At 65.5% G+C, this 17,825-nt stretch carries 18 protein-coding genes; 13 read left to right on the top strand and 5 right to left on the bottom strand.

What is annotated here, in order from left to right; genetic code table 11:
• The first annotated feature begins 78 nt into the window (after positions 1-78).
• The 4 genes from ACP7AX_RS15560 (at position 79) to ACP7AX_RS15545 (ending at position 4,928) form a co-directional block, all read left to right on the top strand.
• Complete coding sequence (locus tag ACP7AX_RS15560; RefSeq protein ID WP_426227623.1) at positions 79-426, top strand: molybdopterin oxidoreductase; 348 nt, start codon at positions 79-81, stop codon at positions 424-426.
• On the top strand, positions 426-2,954 hold the full coding sequence (gene nirB / locus ACP7AX_RS15555; RefSeq protein WP_426227621.1) for a nitrite reductase large subunit NirB: 2,529 nt from the start codon (positions 426-428) through the stop codon (positions 2,952-2,954). Before ACP7AX_RS15560 ends, nirB begins: the two co-directional genes overlap by 1 nt.
• Entirely contained in the window at positions 2,951-3,292 is a 342-nt protein-coding gene (locus tag ACP7AX_RS15550; RefSeq protein WP_426227619.1) for a Rieske (2Fe-2S) protein, read from the top strand. The genes nirB and ACP7AX_RS15550 overlap by 4 nt, the downstream gene beginning before the upstream one ends.
• Positions 3,293-3,467: 175 nt before the next feature.
• Positions 3,468-4,928: an amino acid permease gene (locus ACP7AX_RS15545; RefSeq protein WP_131683825.1), complete on the top strand. Its 1,461-nt coding sequence runs from the start codon at positions 3,468-3,470 to the stop codon at positions 4,926-4,928.
• Between the two features lie 168 nt (positions 4,929-5,096).
• On the opposite strand, the gene ACP7AX_RS15540 is transcribed toward ACP7AX_RS15545, so the two are convergent.
• A complete protein-coding gene (locus tag ACP7AX_RS15540; protein ID WP_131683824.1) occupies positions 5,097-5,273 on the bottom strand; it encodes a CsbD family protein in 177 nt (58 codons plus the stop codon).
• 163 nt (positions 5,274-5,436) lie between these two features.
• On the opposite strand from ACP7AX_RS15540, the gene ACP7AX_RS15535 reads away from it, so the two are divergent.
• Both ACP7AX_RS15535 and ACP7AX_RS15530 read left to right on the top strand, forming a co-directional pair.
• The gene (locus tag ACP7AX_RS15535) at positions 5,437-5,895 is read left to right on the top strand and encodes an SRPBCC family protein (RefSeq protein ID WP_131683823.1); all 459 of its coding nucleotides are present in this window, start codon (positions 5,437-5,439) and stop codon (positions 5,893-5,895) included.
• Positions 5,896-5,915: 20 nt separating this feature from the next.
• Complete coding sequence (locus ACP7AX_RS15530; RefSeq protein WP_426227616.1) at positions 5,916-6,557, top strand: pentapeptide repeat-containing protein; 642 nt, start codon at positions 5,916-5,918, stop codon at positions 6,555-6,557.
• Positions 6,558-6,567: 10 nt separating this feature from the next.
• Here ACP7AX_RS15530 and ACP7AX_RS15525 read toward each other — a convergent pair whose 3' ends face one another.
• Positions 6,568-8,703: an alpha-amylase family protein gene (locus ACP7AX_RS15525; RefSeq protein WP_426227614.1), complete on the bottom strand. Its 2,136-nt coding sequence runs from the start codon at positions 8,701-8,703 to the stop codon at positions 6,568-6,570.
• 173 nt (positions 8,704-8,876) lie between these two features.
• Between ACP7AX_RS15525 and ACP7AX_RS15520 the strand changes: the two genes are divergently transcribed.
• Genes ACP7AX_RS15520 through ACP7AX_RS15510 form a run of 3 tightly spaced genes read left to right on the top strand, consistent with a single transcriptional unit; the run spans position 8,877 to position 11,793 of the window.
• Complete coding sequence (locus tag ACP7AX_RS15520) at positions 8,877-10,088, top strand: thiolase family protein (protein WP_426227612.1); 1,212 nt, start codon at positions 8,877-8,879, stop codon at positions 10,086-10,088.
• The gene (locus ACP7AX_RS15515) at positions 10,088-10,918 is read left to right on the top strand and encodes an enoyl-CoA hydratase/isomerase family protein (RefSeq protein WP_426227610.1); all 831 of its coding nucleotides are present in this window, start codon (positions 10,088-10,090) and stop codon (positions 10,916-10,918) included. Before ACP7AX_RS15520 ends, ACP7AX_RS15515 begins: the two co-directional genes overlap by 1 nt.
• Entirely contained in the window at positions 10,915-11,793 is an 879-nt protein-coding gene (locus ACP7AX_RS15510; protein ID WP_426227608.1) for a 3-hydroxyacyl-CoA dehydrogenase family protein, read from the top strand. The genes ACP7AX_RS15515 and ACP7AX_RS15510 overlap by 4 nt, the downstream gene beginning before the upstream one ends.
• On the opposite strand, the gene ACP7AX_RS15505 is transcribed toward ACP7AX_RS15510, so the two are convergent.
• Positions 11,790-12,023, bottom strand: a complete 234-nt coding sequence (locus ACP7AX_RS15505; RefSeq protein WP_426227606.1) for a DUF6480 family protein — start codon at positions 12,021-12,023, stop codon at positions 11,790-11,792. The genes ACP7AX_RS15510 and ACP7AX_RS15505 overlap by 4 nt on opposite strands.
• 74 nt (positions 12,024-12,097) lie before the next feature.
• On the opposite strand from ACP7AX_RS15505, the gene ACP7AX_RS15500 reads away from it, so the two are divergent.
• A complete protein-coding gene (locus ACP7AX_RS15500) occupies positions 12,098-12,706 on the top strand; it encodes a GNAT family N-acetyltransferase (protein ID WP_426227604.1) in 609 nt (202 codons plus the stop codon).
• Here the strand turns inward: ACP7AX_RS15500 and ACP7AX_RS15495 are convergent.
• On the bottom strand, positions 12,703-13,542 hold the full coding sequence (locus ACP7AX_RS15495; protein WP_426227602.1) for an SGNH/GDSL hydrolase family protein: 840 nt from the start codon (positions 13,540-13,542) through the stop codon (positions 12,703-12,705). The genes ACP7AX_RS15500 and ACP7AX_RS15495 overlap by 4 nt on opposite strands.
• A gap of 176 nt (positions 13,543-13,718) precedes the next feature.
• Between ACP7AX_RS15495 and ACP7AX_RS15490 the strand changes: the two genes are divergently transcribed.
• Genes ACP7AX_RS15490 through ACP7AX_RS15480 form a run of 3 tightly spaced genes read left to right on the top strand, consistent with a single transcriptional unit; the run spans position 13,719 to position 17,264 of the window.
• Positions 13,719-14,432, top strand: coding sequence for a tyrosine-protein phosphatase (locus ACP7AX_RS15490; protein WP_426227600.1), 714 nt, complete (start codon positions 13,719-13,721; stop codon positions 14,430-14,432).
• A 5-nt stretch (positions 14,433-14,437) separates the two neighbouring features.
• On the top strand, positions 14,438-14,695 hold the full coding sequence (locus ACP7AX_RS15485; RefSeq protein ID WP_131683814.1) for a hypothetical protein: 258 nt from the start codon (positions 14,438-14,440) through the stop codon (positions 14,693-14,695).
• The gene (locus tag ACP7AX_RS15480) at positions 14,688-17,264 is read left to right on the top strand and encodes a hypothetical protein (protein WP_426227598.1); all 2,577 of its coding nucleotides are present in this window, start codon (positions 14,688-14,690) and stop codon (positions 17,262-17,264) included. Before ACP7AX_RS15485 ends, ACP7AX_RS15480 begins: the two co-directional genes overlap by 8 nt.
• A gap of 63 nt (positions 17,265-17,327) precedes the next feature.
• On the opposite strand, the gene ACP7AX_RS15475 is transcribed toward ACP7AX_RS15480, so the two are convergent.
• Entirely contained in the window at positions 17,328-17,753 is a 426-nt protein-coding gene (locus ACP7AX_RS15475; RefSeq protein WP_131683812.1) for a hotdog fold thioesterase, read from the bottom strand.
• Positions 17,754-17,825: the final 72 nt, after the last annotated feature.

Raw genomic sequence — 17,825 nt, 5'->3', positions numbered from 1 at the left:
GGGTGACGGGCGGCCGGAAACATCGGCAGCAGAAGATGGGGCTGTGCCATTCTTTCCGCCGGCCGAAAGGATCCTGACGTGATCACCAAGAACCTTTTCCTGCAGGGCATCTACCCGTTCCAGGGGGTGGGGATGGAAAAGCCAGTCCCCATCCACAGCGAGCTCTCCCGCTACGTCCCCGACGGCGTGATCAACCAGACGCTCTACTTCCGCGGCGGCAACTCCAGCAGCGAGCTCGTCACCGTCGTTCTCATGCGCAACGGCGTCCCCATGCGCTATTTCCCGATCGGCGCCAAGGGCGATGTCCACGTCCCGCTCCGGGTGGTGGAGGACATCGAGGGCGGCACGGTGATCGAACTGTACCTGGTGGCACCGGAGGCAGTCTCCGGCCATCTGGTCATCGACCTCGGCATGGTGGAGCACTGATGACCAGCCTCGCGGAACGGCCGCAGGCCCGGACGCAGGGGCGGAAGCCCGGCGCGGAAACCAGGCGCCGTCTGGTGGTGATCGGCAACGGCATGGCCGGCGCCCGGGCTGTGGAGGAGATCCTGGCAAGGGGCGGCGCGGACCAGTTCAGCATCACCATGTTCGGGGACGAGCCCTACGGGAACTACAACCGGATCATGCTCAGCCACGTCCTCTCCGGGGAGGAAAGCGACGCCGATATCTTCCTCAACGCCCTGTCCTGGTACCAGGAAAACGGCATCGACCTCCACGCGGGTGTCCGGGCCGAGAGGATCGATAAAGCTACCAAACACGTCTTCTCCAACGACGGCCGGGTCACGCCGTACGACGTCCTGATCATCGCCACCGGCAGCAGCTCCCACATGCCACCCATGGACGGCCTCTACACGCCCGGCGGCTCCGTGAAGCACGGCATTTTCGGCTTCCGGACCATCGACGACACCCGTAAAATGGTGGCCCACGCCCAGCAGGAGCACCACCGCCGGGCCGTGGTGATCGGCGGCGGTCTCCTGGGCCTCGAGGCGGCCTATGGGTTGCGGAGCCACGGTATCGAGGTGGAGGTGGTCCACTCCGCGGGTCACCTGATGAGCGCCCAGATGGGGCCCGACGGCGGTGCGGTGCTCCGCCGCAGCGTGGAGGCGCTGGGCATCGGCGTCCACACGGGCAGCCGGACCACCGGCATCCTGGGTGCCGACAGGGTGACCGGGGTGAGCCTCCGGGACCGGCCGGACATCGAGTGCGACATGGTGGTGGTGGCCGCCGGCATCCGGCCCAACGTGGACCTCGCCGTGCTCAGCGGCCTGCCGGTGGAACGGGCCATTGTGGTGGATGACCAGCTGCGCGTCCAGGACGAGGACTTCATCTATGCCGTGGGGGAATGCGTCCAGCACCGCGGGCAGGTGTATGGCCTGGTGGCGCCGCTCTGGGAACAGGCCGTGGTGCTGGCCAACCACGTGACCGGAGCCGATCCGACGTCGGCCTATCTGGGTTCCCGCACCGCCACCAAACTGAAGGTGGCAGGTGTTGAGGTGGCATCCATGGGCCTGCAAGGCCCGGAGCGCGATACCGACGAGCACATCGTCTTCTCCGAGCCCAGCCGGGGCATCTTCAAATCCATCGTGGTCCGGGACAACAAAATGGTGGGCGCCACCCTGCTGGGGGACAGCCGCAAGGTGGCCTTCCTGACCCAGGCCTACGACCGCGGCATGCCCCTGCCGGCCGAACGGATCGGGCTCATGTTCGATCTCGGAACACCGGGGGAGGACGTCGGCGTGGCTGAGCTGGACGACGACGCGCAGGTCTGCAACTGCAACGGGGTCAGCAAGAAGGCGCTGGTCGGCGTCGTCAAAGCCGGCTGCAACAGCTTGGCCGGTGCGATGGACGCTACCCGCGCCGGCAAAGGCTGCGGCTCCTGCAAGCTGCTGGTGAAGCAGGTGGTGGAATGGGCCGCGGACGGTGCCGTGGAGGAAGACCCAGCCGCCAGCCACTACGTCCCGGGGATACCGCTGGACAAAGCCGCGCTGATGGCGGAGATCCGCAAGCGCGGCCTCAGGTCCGTCTCCTCTGTATTCCAGGCCCTGGCCCCGGGAAGTGCCGAGGACGCAAAGTCCAAGATGGGGCTGGCCTCGCTGCTGAAGATGATGCTGGCGGACCAGTACATCGACGAACGCGATGCCCGCTTCATCAACGATCGTGTCCACGCCAACATCCAGCGCGACGGCACCTTCTCGGTGGTCCCGCAGATGAAGGGCGGCGTCACGTCCGTTCAGCAGCTCCGCCGCATTGCCGACGTCGCGGAGAAGCACAAGGTCCCGCTGATCAAACTGACCGGCGGGCAGCGGATCGACCTGCTGGGCATCCCCAAGGAGGACCTCCCGCAGGTCTGGGCGGACCTGGACATGCCCTCCGGCTACGCCTACGGCAAGAGCTTCCGCACCGTGAAAACGTGTGTGGGCAAGGACTTCTGCCGCTACGGGACGGGGGATTCCACCAGGCTCGGCATCGAGATCGAATCCCGGTTCCAGGGCATCGAAGCGCCGGCCAAGCTGAAGCTCGCGGTGTCCGGCTGCCCGCGGAACTGCGCGGAGTCGCTGGTGAAGGACGTGGGCGTGGTGGCTGTGGAGGGCGGCCGCTGGGAGATCTACATCGGGGGAGCGGCGGGCGCCCACATCCGGAAAGGGGACCTGCTGGCCACCGTGGATGACCCGGAGGAAGTCAAGGTCCTGACCGGCCGCTTTATGCAGTACTACCGTGAACGCGCCAACTGGCTGGAACGGACCTACGCCTTCGTTCCCCGGGTGGGCATCGAGCACCTGCGCGCGGTGATCGTGGAGGACGCAGAAGGAATTGCCGGCCAGCTCGACGCCGCCATCCAGGCCACGGTTGATGCCTACGTGGACCCCTGGAGCGAGCGCAACGATCCCCTCACTCCGGGCCAGTTCCGTACGTCACTGCCGCTGACGGTCCTGCCGCAGGTACCGGTCCGATGAGCATCGGCCAGGGGAACAGCAGCACCGCAACCCATGTCCTGGGTCCCGTTGACCAGATCCCGTTGGGGGAGGGGCGGGCCTTCGCGGTGGACGGCGAACAGATAGCAGTCTTCCGGCTCAGGGACGGTTCGCTCCGCGCGCTCGCCGCGGTCTGCCCGCACCGCGGCGGACCGATTGCGGACGGCACCATCGATAACGAGGTGGTGATCTGTCCGCTCCACCAGCACGCGTTTGAGCTGGCCACGGGTTGTTCAACCACGGGCGCAAGCCCGCTGCGCACCTATCAGGTGAGCGCCGATGGCGACCGGAATCTGGTACTGGAGACGGTCCCGGTGTAGCCCCCGTCACGTTGCACCCCGGGACATCTTGTAGGATGGACAGGCCGCGCGAAGTTTCGATAACACGGAAGATTCCGCTCACAATCGGTTGCCATAAGGCCGAAAAGCCGAATTTTGTGATCGGAATCATCCATGTTAGGGCTGCGGCCAATCCCCCTACCCACAAGGAATTGTTGTGCCACAAAGTACCCCCACAGAACTTGAGAACCGCACGGCGCAATCCGCCGTCGTCGACTCCACCCTCAGTGCCGAGGGCTATGCGAAGTCCCTGAGCGGCCGCCAGGTCACCATGATCGCGATGGGCGGCGCGATCGGCGTCGGCCTCTTCATGGGTGCCGGCGGACGCCTGGCCTCCACGGGCCCCGCACTCATCTTCTCCTACGCCATTGCCGGCGTCATCGCCTACCTGCTGATGCGGGCGCTGGGCGAGCTCATCATGTACCGCCAGACGTCGGGTTCGTTCGTCAGCTACGCGGGCGAGATGTTCGGCAAGAAGGGCGCGTACCTCTCCGGCTGGATGTACTTCATCAACTGGGCCATGACCGGCATCGCCGAGCTCATCGCGATCGGGCTGTACTTCCAGTTCTTCTTCCCCAACGTCCCCGTTGAGCTGTCAGCCATCGCGGCGCTGCTGCTGCTGGTGGGCGTGAACCTCCTGAGCGTCAAGGCGTTCGGCGAATTCGAATTCTGGGCCTCCTGCCTCAAGGTAGGCGCCATCATGATCTTCCTGGCCGTGGGCACGTTCATGGTCATCACCAACGCCCAGGTGGGCGACGGCAACGCCTCCGTGAACAACCTCTTCGCTGCCGAAGGAGGAATGTTCCCCAAGGGCGCCCTGGTGATGATCCTGGTCCTGAACGCCGTGATCTTCGCCTACAACGGCATCGAACTCGTGGGCATCACCGCCGGCGAAATGCAGGATCCCGCCAAGGAAGTGCCCAAGGCCATCCGCGCGGTCGTGTTCCGCATCGTGGTGTTCTACGTGGGTTCCGTGACCCTGCTGGCCATGCTGTTGCCCTCGGACCAGTACGTGGCCGGCACCTCGCCGTTCGTCACTGTGTTCGGCCAGATGGGCCTCGGCTGGATGGGCGATGTCATGAACATGATCGTCATCACCGCCGCGCTGTCCTCCTGCAACTCCGGTCTGTACTCGATCGGCCGGATCTTCCGGACCATGGCCAACAACGGGCACGCCCCCGAGTGGCTGACCCGGATGTCCAAGAGCCACGTGCCGTACGCCGCTATCCTGGCCATCGGCGGCGTCTACCTCGTGGGCATCCTGCTGAACATCTGGCTCGGCGGCTCCCACGCGTTCGATCTCGCGCTGAACTCCGCGTCGATCGGCGTGATCTTCACCTGGGGTGCCATCTTCGCCAGCCAGATCGCGCTGCGCAAGAAGAAGGGCAAGGTCTCCTCCCTGCCCGCGCCCGGCGGAATCTGGACCAGCTGGGCCGGCCTGATTGCCCTGCTGGCCATCACCGTGCTGATCGGCTTCGACACCATGACCAGCAAGACCGGCGAGGTCTTCCACCTTGGCCTCTGGACCCTGGCCACCATCCCGTTCTTCGCGCTGGTCCTGTGGCTGGGCTGGCAGAAGGTCCGGAACAACGAACCGAAGAGCGAGCTCTTCTGCTAGGTTCCGCTCCAGCGGTAACGCACAGTGCTGTACGGCTTAAAGCAGTACGACGACGGCGGGTCACCCTCTCGGGGGCGGCCCGCCGTCGTCGTCGGTTGTGAGTGACAAAAGAACGGCGGCGAACCCCCCATGGGAATCCACCGCCGTCCAGATGTGGGGCGCTGCGGGTTAATCCCGCTTGAAGGTGTCCTTGACGTCTTCGCCGACCTTCTTCGCGTCAGCCTTGACCTGGTCAGACTGACCTTCGGCGCGCAGCCGGTCGTTATCGGTGGCGTTGCCGGCTGCTTCCTTTGCCTTGCCGCCCAAGTGCTCTGCTTCGTTACCGATCTTGTCTCCGAGGCCCATAGTCTGGCCGCCTTTCGTTTCCGGTTGGTCTAACAATGCATTTTCACCCTAACACAAAGCATGCTTACTACTTCCGGGTGGATTTTGGCGCTACTGATCGGAGATGCCGAGCTGCAGTGCGGCTCCGGGTGGAATTGTCGGGCCCCCCGGATAGGCTCAATGCATGGACCACAGCACAAGCCTGACCCAGCACATCCGCGCCACTCCAGAGAAGGTCTGGGCTGTCATCTCGGACATCCCGGGTTCCGCCGCCACGCTCTCCAGCATCGAATCCATCCAGATGCTCAGCGACGGGCCTTACGGACAGGGGACCCGGTGGAAGGAAACCCGGAGCATGATGGGCCGCTCGGAAACCGTGGAGATGTGGGTGGCTGAGGCTGACTCTCCCCGCAGCACGGTAGTCAAGGCCCATCAGGGCGGAGCAGATTACGTCACGCACTTCAACCTGGCCGGGCGTGACGGCGAAACCGAGCTCACCGTGACCTTTGGTGCTGATCTGGTCAAGCCCACACTGCTCAGCAAGGTCGGCATGGCCCTCTTCGGGAAGATCGGCATGAGCATGACCCGCAAGGCCCTGGCCAAGGACCTGACCGAAATCGCGGCGAAAGCTGAATCGCTCTAGTGGCGGTAAAGGCTCCGAAAGTGACGGCACCCCGTCTCTCAGCGGTCACCTTGGCAGATCTTCGCGAGGACCCTGCGCCGGACTTCCAGCGCGGTGAAAGGTACGACGGCGTCCGGTACAGCCGGGCGGCGGCCGACGGCCTGGAGCTGAGCGGCACCGATTTCGCCGAGTGTGAATTCCAAGGCGTTTCGTTCAACGACACCCAGCTTCGCGGTGCCACCTTCCGGGACTGCGTCCTTTCCGAGCTGTACGCCCCGGTGTTCCGGGCGGCCCGCTCCACGTGGCGGGACGTGCAGCTGAACAATCCGCGGTTGGGCTCCGCCGAGCTGTATGAGAGCGGCTGGCAGTCCGTCCGGATCGACGGCGGGAAGCTGGACTTCCTTAACCTGCGCGGAGCCAAACTGACGGACGTCGTCATTAGCGACTGCATCATCAACGAGCTCGATCTGGGGTCCGCCGCCGGCACCCGGGTAGCGTTGAAAAACTGCACCATCGGGACCCTGGACCTCACCGGCGCGCGGCTGAAGGACTTCGACCTGCGAGGCACGGATTTCCGGACCATCAGCGGCCTGGGCAGCCTGGCGGGCGTGGTGATTGACGACTATCAGCTGAGCCTGCTGGCGCCCCTGCTGGCCGGGCATCTGGGCGTCGTCGTCCTCTGACAAGTCGTCCTCAGCTAAGTGAGATACGCGCCAACAAGAGCGCGCCCACTGTCACATCGAAGACGGCACGTCCGTCCTCATGGGTAAACGGTGTATCTACGGGGGCCGGGTCCCCCGGCTGAGTGATAGTCACACGCCCGGGCACTTTCCCGCCGCAGGGGATGGCGACCTTGAAGCTGGCGCCCTGACCATTGAAACCGCCAGTATCGAGGCCGTGGAGGTTGGCGAAGACCACATCCAGCTGGCGTTCCTCGTGCTGGCGGAGGTCCATGACCACCGCGGGCGGCGCATTGGTCACGATGGTCCGCCGGCTCTCCTCCATGATCAACGCCAGGGCGGCCGTGACTGAGGCGTCTGTGGTTTGGTAAAATTCCTGCCCCACCTGCGCGGTCACCAGCACCACTGCACCGCGGCCGTGCGGGGTGCGTAACCAGTTGGCGCCCGCACTGAGGCCGAGTGCCTGCAGTAGGGCCGGCTGGGCCCGGAGCCCGCCGTGCTCATCGAAGATGCCGGCATCTGTGGCACCCGTGACCACGAGCGTGCCCCCAGCCTCGACGTAGCCCTTCAGCTCGGCGATTTCACCGTCCGAAAGGGCTGCCGGTCTCGGCGCCACCACCAGCGGGTATGGCGCGAGCCGCGCCGCCGAGAGGTGCGGTGTGGTGATGACGTCGTACGGCGCGTGCGCGTGGATGAGGGCCTTGCAGATGCCGCGGTATTCGGCCAGGTAGGGCAGCGTCTTGGCGGAGTCCGTCGGCTCGGTCGCCCACCAGAGGGGATCGGGCAAGTTGGTGCTGGTGTAGAGTCCCACGCCGGCGTTCTTGTCGACAAAGTCGCGGCTCACGCTGGAGAAAATCACCGCCACCGGATTGGCGCTCACGCCGGCCCAGAGGTCGTTGTTGTCCTTGAGCCAGCCGTACATCCTGCCGCGCCAAGCGTCGCCCACCGTGTGGTTGAGGACCGGAATCTGGCTCTCGTACGGCCGTACTCCGCCGGTGATCGCGAGGGCCATGACCCGCTCGGCGTCGTCGGTCTGCTTGCCGTAGGAGATCGCCCAACTGGGGTTGCTGCCCGCACAACCCCGGCCATGGCGCATCATGATCGCCATCGAGATCCAATCGTCGGCCGGCGCCTCGCGCATGCCGGTCTCGTCGCTGGAGCAGTCCACTTCCCAAACCCGGAGGATGTCGCCGTCGTCGCGGCTGGCGCCGTCGAGGCCCTGTGCCGTGCAGCTGCTGTAGTCCATCGTGACGGTCTCGATGATGAGCTGGAAGTCCGGCCGGACCATACGCGCCCCGGCGAGCACCGCCTGCTCGAATTCGTGGATGACGCCATGGCGCCACGCCACCCACCGGCGGAACACCGGACTGTTCCAATCCACACCGGTGGGCTGTGCGAGTCCGGTCTCGGCGAGGAACTTCGCGGCGCACGTGTCGTTGGTGCAGGGCCACACTCCGGCGATGTCCGAGAGCAGCGGGACGTCACCCCACAAGCCGTCAAGCGCAGTCTGCGCGAGCCGCTTCACCCGGTTGATGAAATATTCGCGGTACGCGGTGGTGGGGCAGAGCCAGGCGCTCTCGGTCCCCGGCGGTACCCAGAACACCCGGCCTTCGCCGCCCACGAACTGGTTGGGGTTCCCGTCAATGCTGCGCTGCACCCAGTCCGGGTGATCCTTCCACATGGTGTGTTCCTGGTTCGGTGCGTCCTCCGTGAGCACCTCGAGCATTGGATAGTAGGCCACCATCTTCATGCCGCGCTGGTGGCATTTCTCCGCCACTGTGTCGATGTAGGCTGCGTTCTCCTCGAACAGCGAATCGGTCAGGTAGAAGGAGAGGTCGGAATCGATCACCACCACGCTCACATGCGAGGCCGCGAGCGCATCGAGGCGCTCATCGACGGCCGGATCACCCCCAAAGGTCTCGAACCCGGCTACCCGGGCATCCGAGGTCCAGCTGGGCGCTGCGGGCGCTTGCGTGGCCGGCGCTGAAGTCCCGGCGCCACCCGGCGGGGGTTCTTCGGTTTCCCCACCACCGAGCAGGTTGCTTCCCATACCTGTGCCAACGGCAACAGCACCAAGACCAACGGCGGCAGCGCCGAGCGTGACTGCAATGAATGTACGTCTACTCACCGGCCCGTCGCTGGCTGCCATGCGCTTAGCCTAGCGCGGCAGCCGGACATCACCCATAGGTAAAGCCCCGCCGTTTGGGAGAATACTGAACTGCGTGTACCCGCCTCACTGACGCTGCAACAAACTGACGCGGCAGTGTAGTCTTTACAGAACGAACGGTCGGTAAATAACTCTCTGGCGTAAAGGATGTTCTCATGGTCGAGGCTTTTCTTGTTGGTGGTGTCCGCACTCCTGTGGGCAGGTACGGCGGGGCGCTCTCGTCCGTCCGTCCTGATGACCTGGCCGCGCTGGTCATCCGCGAGGCCGTGAGCCGCGCGGGGCTCGATCCGGAGAGCATCGATGAAGTCATCCTGGGCAACGCCAACGGCGCCGGTGAGGAAAACCGCAACGTTGCGCGCATGGCCACCCTCCTGGCCGGACTTCCCCTCCACATCCCCGGCATCACCGTTAACAGGCTGTGCGCGTCCGGACTCAGCGCCATCATCCAGGCCAGCCAGATGATCAAGGCCGGCGCCGCGGACATCGTCATTGCCGGCGGCGTGGAATCGATGAGCCGGGCACCCTGGGTCCAGGAAAAGCCCGCCACGGCGTTCGCGAAGCCCGGCCAGATCTTCGACACCTCTATCGGCTGGCGCTTCGTCAATCCGCTGTTCCAGAAGGGCGGTCTGGCCCGCGACGGCAAGATGACCTACTCCATGCCGGAAACGGCCGAGGAAGTCGCCCGGGTGGACAGCATTACCCGTGAGGACGCCGACGCGTTCGCCGTCCGCTCCCATGAGCGTTCCCTTGCCGCTATCGCCGCCGGCCGGTTCGCTGACGAAATCGTCCCTGTCACGGTCAGGACCCGCAAGGCTGAAACCGTGGTGGACACCGATGAAGGCCCCCGCGCCGGAACCACCCTGGACGTCCTCGCGGGGCTCCGTCCGGTAGTGCCCGGCGGCTCCGTGGTGACCGCCGGCAACTCCTCCACGTTGAACGACGGCGCGTCGGCCATCATCGTCGCGTCCGAGGCCGCCATCGAGCGGCTTGGCCTGACCGCGCGTGCCCGCATCATCGACGGCGCCTCAGCCGGCTGCGAACCGGAGATCATGGGCATCGGCCCGGTCCCGGCCACCCAGAAGGTCCTCAAACGGAGCGGACTGAGCGTCGGTGACCTCGGCGCCGTCGAACTTAACGAAGCATTCGCCACGCAGTCGCTCGCCAGCATGCGCAGGCTGGGCCTGGACCCGGAGATTGTGAACAACGACGGCGGCGCCATCAGCCTGGGCCATCCGCTCGGTTCCAGCGGCTCACGGATCGCCATCACCCTGCTGGGCCGGATGGAACGCGAGGACGCGAAAATCGGGCTGGCCACCATGTGCATCGGCGTCGGCCAGGGCACCGCGATGCTGCTGGAGCGCGTCTGATGCCCGCCGCCCCGGAGAGCAACACCGGACACCTCGGTACCCTCGACTTCACCACCTTGCTGGTTGAGGAGCGGGCCGACCGCGTGGTGGTCCTCCTCAACCGCCCCGACGTCAGGAACGCCATCGACCAACGCATGGTGGATGAACTCCACCAGGTCTGTGCCGAGCTGGAACAGCACCCCAAGGTCCTGATCATCGCGGGCACGGACGGAGTGTTTGCCTCCGGCGCGGACATCGCCCAACTGCGGGAACGGCGCCGGGACGATGCGCTGCAGGGCATCAACTCCACCATCTTCGTCCGGATCGCCAAGCTGCCCATGCCCGTGATTGCAGCCCTTGACGGGTACTGCCTGGGCGGCGGCGCCGAACTCGCCTACGCCGCAGATTTCCGTATCGGCACGCCCGGTGTCAGGATCGGCAACCCTGAGACCGGGCTGGGGATCCTGGCTGCGGCCGGCGCGAGCTGGCGGCTCAAGGAACTGGTGGGCGAGCCGGTGGCCAAACAGATCCTCCTGGCGGGCCGCGTGCTCAAGGCCGACGAGGCTTTGGCTGTCAACCTCATCACCGAAATCCACGAGGCACCGGCACTGATGGACGCCGCGCACGATCTGGCCGACAGGATCGGCCGTCAGGACCCACTGGCCGTGAGGATCACCAAGTCGGTGTTCCACGCCCCGGCTGAAGCGCACCCGCTGATCGACCAGCTGGCACAGGGAATCCTTTTCGAATCCCAGGCCAAGTTCGACAGGATGCAGGCGTTCCTCGACAAGAACGCAGCCAAGAAAGCGGCCAAGAGCGCCCCTGAAGTAGAACAGGCGAACCAAACATGAGCAATTCAAGACTCCCGGAGAACCTTCCCGCCACTGTAGGAGTCCTGGGTGGCGGCCGCATGGGCGCAGGGATTGCCCACGCTTTCCTGCTCAAAGGCTCAAACGTCCTGGTGGTGGAACGCGATGAGGAATCGGCCGAGGCCGCCCGGGAGCGGGTGGAGTCTGCCGCAGCCAAGAGCATCGAGATGGGCGCAACTGACGGCAACCTGGATGAAATGGTGTCGCGGCTTGCCGTCACCGTGGACTACGACGACTTCGCGGACCGGCAATTGGTGGTGGAGGCCGTTCCGGAGGACTGGGACCTGAAGGTGGCCTCCCTGCGCGGCATCGAGGACCGGCTGGCGGCGGATGCGTATCTCGCTTCCAACACCTCTTCCCTGTCGGTTGATGGCCTGGCCCAAGAACTTAAGCGCCCGCAGAACTTTCTGGGGCTGCACTTCTTCAACCCGGTGCCCGCATCAACGCTGATCGAAGTGGTGCTGGGGGAGCGGACGTCCCCTACCCTCGCCGCCGCCGCCAAAAGGTGGGTGGAGGCACTCGGCAAGACCGCCGTCGTCGTCAACGATGCCCCGGGCTTTGCCTCCTCGAGGCTGGGCGTGGCAATTGCCCTGGAGGCAATGCGGATGGTGGAGGAGGGAGTGGCGTCCGCCGAGGACATCGACAACGCCATGGTCCTGGGCTACAAGCATCCCACCGGACCGCTGCGCACCACTGACATTGTGGGCCTGGATGTGCGGCTGGGCATTGCGGAGTACCTGCAGTCGACGCTGGGAGAGCGCTTCGCCCCGCCGCAGATTCTGAAGGACAAGGTTGCCCGCGGCGAACTGGGCCGCAAAACGGGTAAGGGGTTTTTCGACTGGACGGGTAAGTCTTAGTCGAAGAATCCGACGATGTAGCCGATGAAGAAGAGCAGGAACAGCAGGACGCCGGCACCGATCGCACCGAGCCAGAAGACCTGCTGACCCTTTCCTGAGCCGCGCTGCCGGGGCTCCTGGGTGCCTGCAACGGAACCTTCGCCCGGCGGAGTTTCGCCCGGCGGCACTCCGCCGCCCGGTTCCAGGCCGGTGATCTTGTCATCCTGCGGGTCCGGATTGGAACCTGACACGTCAACTCCCTTGCTCGCCGGTTGGTGCTGCCCCCAGCGTATCCGGCGGCACAGGTTGAGCCTACGCTGGTGCAGTGACTTTTATTGAACCCCTCACGCTGACCGGCAAGCACGTCATCCTGGAGCCCTTGCGCTCGGAACACCATGACGGCCTGGTGGCCGCAGCCCGGGACGGCGAACTCTGGAAGCTCTGGTACACCTCTGTCCCCGCGCCGGAGGAGATGGCTGCGGAGATCGACCGCCGGCTGGCCATGCAGGAGGCGGGGTCCATGGTGCCGTTCACCACGCGCCTCATCGACCCCGCTACGGGCGGACCGGGCCCGATTATTGGGATGACCTCTTACTGCAATATCGACGCCGCCACACCCCGCGTGGAGATCGGTTACACGTGGAATGCGGCTTCTTCGCAAGGCACCGGCACCAACCCGGATTCCAAGCTGCTGCTTTTGGGCCATGCCTTCGAAAACCTCGGATGCCCCGCCGTCGAGTTCCGGACCCACTGGCTCAACCACCAGTCGCGGGAAGCCATTGCCAGGCTGGGCGCCAAACAGGACGGTGTGCTCCGCAGCCACTCGCGGACCAAGGACGGCGTGCTCCGGGATTACGTGGTGTTCTCAATCCTGGAGCACGAATGGCCCATGGTCCGCGCGGGGCTGCAGTTCAGGCTGGCCAAGCGGCGCTAGGGCTTAAAGGCTCCAGCGGCGCTCAGGGCGGCGAAGTACGCCTGGTAGCCCGCAGCATTCGGGTGCAAGAAACTGCGTGGGTCTTCAATGTTCAGATTGATCCACGAGTCAGGGGTCAATACGCCGTGGCCGGCAAAGGCCTCCGTAACTCCGACGAATTCCACGTCAACCCTCTTGGGCGCTGCTGCTGCGGCTGCCTCAATGGATCCATTCAAGCCGTCAATCAGTCGAGTGGCCACATAGTTGAAGGACATCGGATTGGTCTGGTCGGCCGGAAGAGGATCCAGGATGTAGGGGTATCCGGTTACGACGATTCTTGCGTTGGGTGCAGCTTCGTGGACGCTTTGGATCATGCTGCCTACCTCACCGGCCAGTTGTCCGCTTTCGGCTTTTGCAATAGCGGCGCCCGCGGCGGCGTTGCACTCAGGGCTGGGAGGTGCGCCGAACAGAGCCGACGCGCAAGCGGCAGCAAGCGTGCCGAAGTCCAGGTTGTTGCCGCCGGCAGTGATGGTGACGAGATCAGTCTGCCTGTCCAGCACTCCGAGCTGCTCGCTCACCACGCCTTGGGTCGTCCTACCGCCGCACGCCACATTCGTGACGTCTCTTACGGTCTTGAGCGCATCTGCGAGTTCAGAATAGGCGTTCGCGCTGCGGCCACAAGCGACGTCCACATACTCCCCGGCCCCCACTCCGGCGGCGTAAGAGTCGCCCAAAGCTACATATTCGTTGAACGGCGCCGCCTGCGCGGGTGCTGCCGAGAGACTCAAGGTCATTGCAAGAGTGGCGACACCGGCCGCAAAGGCCGAGCGCCGCCGTCGTACTGCTGAAGCTGCCATCGAAATTCCCCTTTTTCTGATCAAACAAACAAAGTGACACAGGCAAGTAGTGTCACGTTACGCCCTGAGTAGGGGCCGGTCACGGGAACCGAGTACGTGTTTTTCTGCGCCGCTACTTGCCCGTGTACCTACCCCCGGGCGTGCAGGCGGCAGCGGCTGTGTGGTTAGCTTTGCGGATGGAGAAAGCTGGGGGAGCCATGGGCTGGGACGGTGCCGTGAATGCGTGGCACGTCGCAGGGGGCGTCTTCCGGATGGGCCGCCGCGAATGGCTCACCGAATCAGGCTGGCGGAACGCGTACGACGACGGCGTCCGCACCGTGGTGGACCTCCGTAACTCCCATGAGGCGCAGCGCCGGGACACCGATCCCGCCGTGGCTGAATCGGCCTGGTCCGGCGTCAACATTGTCTCCGCCCCCACCGAAGTCCCGGACGATCACCGGCTCACCGCCGTGTGCGGGCCTTACCTCAACGATCCCGCCCACTACCTGCACAACGTCCGTCTCTTCCCGGAAAAATTCGTGGAGATTTTCCGCGTGGTTGCGTCGGCCCCAGGCGCGGTGGTCATTCATTGCGCAGCGGGCCGGGACCGCAGCGGGATGGTGGCGGCCATGCTGCAGGACCTTGCCGGCGACTCCGACGAGCAGATCGCCATCGGCTACGCCAAAGCTGCCCGCGGCATCAACGAACGTTACCGGACACACGGCCCGCCGCACGCGCGCGAGCGCTACATGGAAAACGACGAACTTGACCCCCTGCTGGAAGAACGCGGCCGGACGGTGGTGCAGTTCGCCCGGGAACTAAATACGCGCTCGTTCCTGCTGCAGAACGGCCTGTCGCAGGCGGACCTCGCGGCTGTCCAGGCCCTGCTCGGCAGCCGGGTCAGCCTGTGAGCCCCGTGAAGCCTGTGAGCCCGCTGAAGTATGCCGCCGCTGGACTCGCAGTGGCCGGAGTGTTGATGCTGGTGGCCGGGCCGTTGTGGGCGGTTTTGGACTCAAATCTCGGGAGCTCGGAGGAGAACTTCGGCCTGGGCGACGGCACCGTTCCCGGCGAGTGGCTCCCCGGCCAGATCTTCCTGATGGTGGGCGGCGCAGTATTGTGTGTGGCCGCGGTGGTGGCCGCTTATGTGGCACGGCGGAGCGATGTAGATGAGTAGGACTAAGGGGACGGCAACCGACGTGAAACGCATTCTTGGAGCGGCAGCTGCCGCCGGCATGGCCTTTGCACTGGGTTTTGGCGCGGTCCCGGCCTTTGCGGTTGCCTCCGAGTCAGAGGAAACGGAAAGCACGACGTCGGCCGGTTCAGGCGCCAGCGCTGCAGGGCCTGGCAGAGGGGACGGATCTAAAGCGGAAGACTCCGAAGTCGGCCCCAGCGCGGCGGGCCTTGACGAAGCTGTCCTGCGGGATCTGGGCATGACCCCTGAGAAGTTCAAGGCCGCCGGGGAGCTGGGCAAGCGAGCAGCCGAAACGGTGGCAGCGCTCCGCGGAGTTCCCGGATACCTCGGCGTCAGGCTGCAGGACGCAAAGATAATTGTGACCGGCTCCGGACCGGAGCTGGGTGCGGCCGCAGCTAAACTTGCAGGCGCCATCCCGGGCCTGGAAATCGAACCAGCGGTGCCCCCGGCCGCCGGGCCGGAACAACCGCCCGCCGCCCCCGCCACGAGCGCGCTCCCCGGGGCACCGGAGCAGGGCTCCGGCGGCGTGAAGTTGGCGTTCACCACAGAGCAGCTCTTCCAGGACTACCTCCGCGAGGTAGGACCGGAGGGACTGCAGGCGGTGGTCACGTCGGGCGGTAAGTTCGTCATCCGTTCCGGCGGAGTCAATTCTCCTGAGTTCGCGCCGGAAGCCGCCACAGGCACCTCTACCGGGACCGCTGGCGCCACGGACAACGCCAAGATCTCAGCCTCGGAATTCGTCGCCAAGTATGCCAACGTGTCGCTCGACGACGGCGCTGGCCTTGCGCCCGAGGCGGACCTTCCGGGAGGCTTGGGATACCGCGCGGATAACTGGGTCTGTTCCACCGGGTTCTCCGCCTTTGACCCTTCCGGCCTGACCGCAGTCCTCACAGCGGGCCATTGCGCCAACGACGGCGCCGCCGGGGCCGCCATCCTGGAATTCCAGGGGACGCCGGCGGGCCTGCTCGGACAGTTTGGTTTCAGCCAGTTTGGAGGGCCGGGTAACTCGCCGGTCCTGCGCCCCGGCAACCTTGAGGACCCCGGAAACGTGGGGACGGACATTGCCGTTATCGGGGACCTGCGTGAAGACCTGGACCCGTTGCCGGCCGCCAGCACCTGGGGTGCACCCACGGCGCCGGACGTCAAAATCATCGGAACCTCCGCCCCGGTCGTGGGTATGCCGGTCTGCCGCTCCGGCCGCTCCTCGGGCTGGTCCTGCGGTCACATCGCCGAGGTGGGGATCTTCGTTGCGGGAGGCGCCGGCCACGCCACCGATCCAGGCGACCTGCGCGCGTTCAACGGCTTCCTCTCCTTCGATGTCCAGTCGAGCGGCGGCGATTCCGGCGGGCCATGGCTTAGTGGAAACTACGCGGTGGGCACCCACACGGCCGGTGAAACTCCGGATGGGAACGGCAACGTCGTAGAGAACTTCGCCGTGGCCGCCACGCTGGAAGACGCCCTGAAGGTGTTGCCTGGCTACCAACTGGAACTTTTCCTCAACAAGCCGGAACTCGTCGGGCCGGCAGATTCCACGTTCGCCGCGGGCACGAGCATCACCGGACGTGTTCCCGCCGCCCCTGCCACTGCAATAGCGGCTAATTCAAAGGTCCGCATCACGGTTGCCGGCCATCAACCACTGGAGGTCCCGGTGAACGGCGCCGGCGAATGGTCCTTCATGGCTCCGCTGCCGGCTGGTCCCCTGACGTTCACAGCTGAAGCGGTCAACGGATTCAGCCGCTCCGGTGCAGTCTCACTGACCGCAATCGTGGCGCCTTCGCCGCTGGCGGCCCCCGCCATCACGACGCCGGCCACTCACCCCCTAACGGAACTCAGGAGCCTTGAGGGCAGCGGTGCCCCCGGGGCCACGGTGATGCTGTCGGGCGAGGTGGCAGGATCAGGAACGGTCGGGCTGGACGGGCAGTGGTCGGTTTCCCTGACCGGTCCGGCGGCTTACGGCAGCGTCGGAACGTCCGCCGTGCTGTCGTCCACGGGCCTGGCTGACAGCCCCGTGGCCTCCGCTACATTTATCGTGATCCCACCGGCCCCCGTCTTTGCCATCATCGCCGACGGGCAGCACTTTAGGCAGGATGAACTCCCGGAAACCATCACCGGGAGCGGGGCAGGCGGCGCTGAGGTGGCGGTTGTCATCGACGGACTTCGTGTGGCCACTGCGGGAGTTCTGGGGGACGGTAGCTGGAGCGTGCCGTTCCCGGACGAACTGGGCCTGGGCACCCACACTGTCTCCGTTATGCAAGCCGTTGATGGTGTCGCTTCTGCGCCGGCCGCCGCGTCTTTCAGCATCGGCGTCCCGGTGCCCGCCGCGGCCCCAGTTCCAACCCCAACCCCGGCTGCCGTTCCGGCATCCCTCGGTGCGTTGTCCCCGGCGGGTGACGCCGCCGTCGTCGTCCGTCCTCAGCTTGATAACCTTGCCCGGACCGGGGCCTCCGGGCTACTGCTGGCCGCCGGACTTGCCGCCCTGGCACTGGTCGCCGGCGGCGTACTCCTGGCGCTGGCCCGAAAGCGGAAACGGGCAGCGCAAAACCACCGTTGATCTATCACTTGCGGGCGCTTTGCAATCCGTTTGAGAACCAAGTCTGATAGAGCAACGGAGGCGCTACTTCCGCTTCATCAGCAGGTTGGTGATGCGCATGGTGCACAGGCGCTGGCCCGAATCGTTGGTGATCAGGACCTCGTGCGTGGTCAGCGTGCCGCCGAGGTGGATCGGTGTGGCGGTGATGGTGATCTGGCCGTCGCGGGCGGAGCGGTGGTGGGTGGCGGAGACGTCCACGCCCACCGCGGTTTTGCCCAGGGTGCTGGCGTGGATGACCGCAGCCCAGGAGCCAACTGCCTCGCCCACGGCCAGCGATGCGCCCCCGTGCAGCAGCCCGAACGATTGCCGGTTGCCCTCCACAGGCATGGTGGCCACCACGCGTTCCACGGATTCCTCGACGATTTTCACGCCCATCTTCTCGTCGAGTTCACCCAGGGTGATCTTCCACAGGTCCGCGGAGGAGGATCTGTCCGGTGATTCCTTGGTCATGAAGTCTCCTCAGGGGATTGATGGGGGGTGCCCGCAAAGCCTAACTTCCAGTGTGCAGCCCGGCGCAGTCAT

Source organism: Pseudarthrobacter sp. DSP2-3-2b1, from assembly GCF_049895945.1.
Taxonomy (GTDB): domain Bacteria; phylum Actinomycetota; class Actinomycetes; order Actinomycetales; family Micrococcaceae; genus Arthrobacter.
This window is presented reverse-complemented; position numbering and strand designations above follow the sequence as displayed.

Excerpts from the sequence above, each read along its gene's own strand:
- ACP7AX_RS15495 (WP_426227602.1), bottom strand. The coding sequence starts at position 13,542 with ATGGCAGCTTCAGCAGTACGACGGCGGCGCTCGGCCTTTGCGGCCGGT.
- ACP7AX_RS15480 (WP_426227598.1), top strand. The coding sequence starts at position 14,688 with ATGAGTAGGACTAAGGGGACGGCAACCGACGTGAAACGCATTCTTGGA.
- ACP7AX_RS15490 (WP_426227600.1), top strand. The coding sequence starts at position 13,719 with ATGGAGAAAGCTGGGGGAGCCATGGGCTGGGACGGTGCCGTGAATGCG.
- ACP7AX_RS15515 (WP_426227610.1), top strand. The coding sequence starts at position 10,088 with ATGCCCGCCGCCCCGGAGAGCAACACCGGACACCTCGGTACCCTCGAC.
- ACP7AX_RS15535 (WP_131683823.1), top strand. The coding sequence starts at position 5,437 with ATGGACCACAGCACAAGCCTGACCCAGCACATCCGCGCCACTCCAGAG.
- ACP7AX_RS15510 (WP_426227608.1), top strand. The coding sequence starts at position 10,915 with ATGAGCAATTCAAGACTCCCGGAGAACCTTCCCGCCACTGTAGGAGTC.
- ACP7AX_RS15475 (WP_131683812.1), bottom strand. The coding sequence starts at position 17,753 with ATGACCAAGGAATCACCGGACAGATCCTCCTCCGCGGACCTGTGGAAG.
- ACP7AX_RS15540 (WP_131683824.1), bottom strand. The coding sequence starts at position 5,273 with ATGGGCCTCGGAGACAAGATCGGTAACGAAGCAGAGCACTTGGGCGGC.
- ACP7AX_RS15520 (WP_426227612.1), top strand. The coding sequence starts at position 8,877 with ATGGTCGAGGCTTTTCTTGTTGGTGGTGTCCGCACTCCTGTGGGCAGG.
- ACP7AX_RS15525 (WP_426227614.1), bottom strand. The coding sequence starts at position 8,703 with ATGGCAGCCAGCGACGGGCCGGTGAGTAGACGTACATTCATTGCAGTC.
- ACP7AX_RS15550 (WP_426227619.1), top strand. The coding sequence starts at position 2,951 with ATGAGCATCGGCCAGGGGAACAGCAGCACCGCAACCCATGTCCTGGGT.
- nirB (WP_426227621.1), top strand. The coding sequence starts at position 426 with ATGACCAGCCTCGCGGAACGGCCGCAGGCCCGGACGCAGGGGCGGAAG.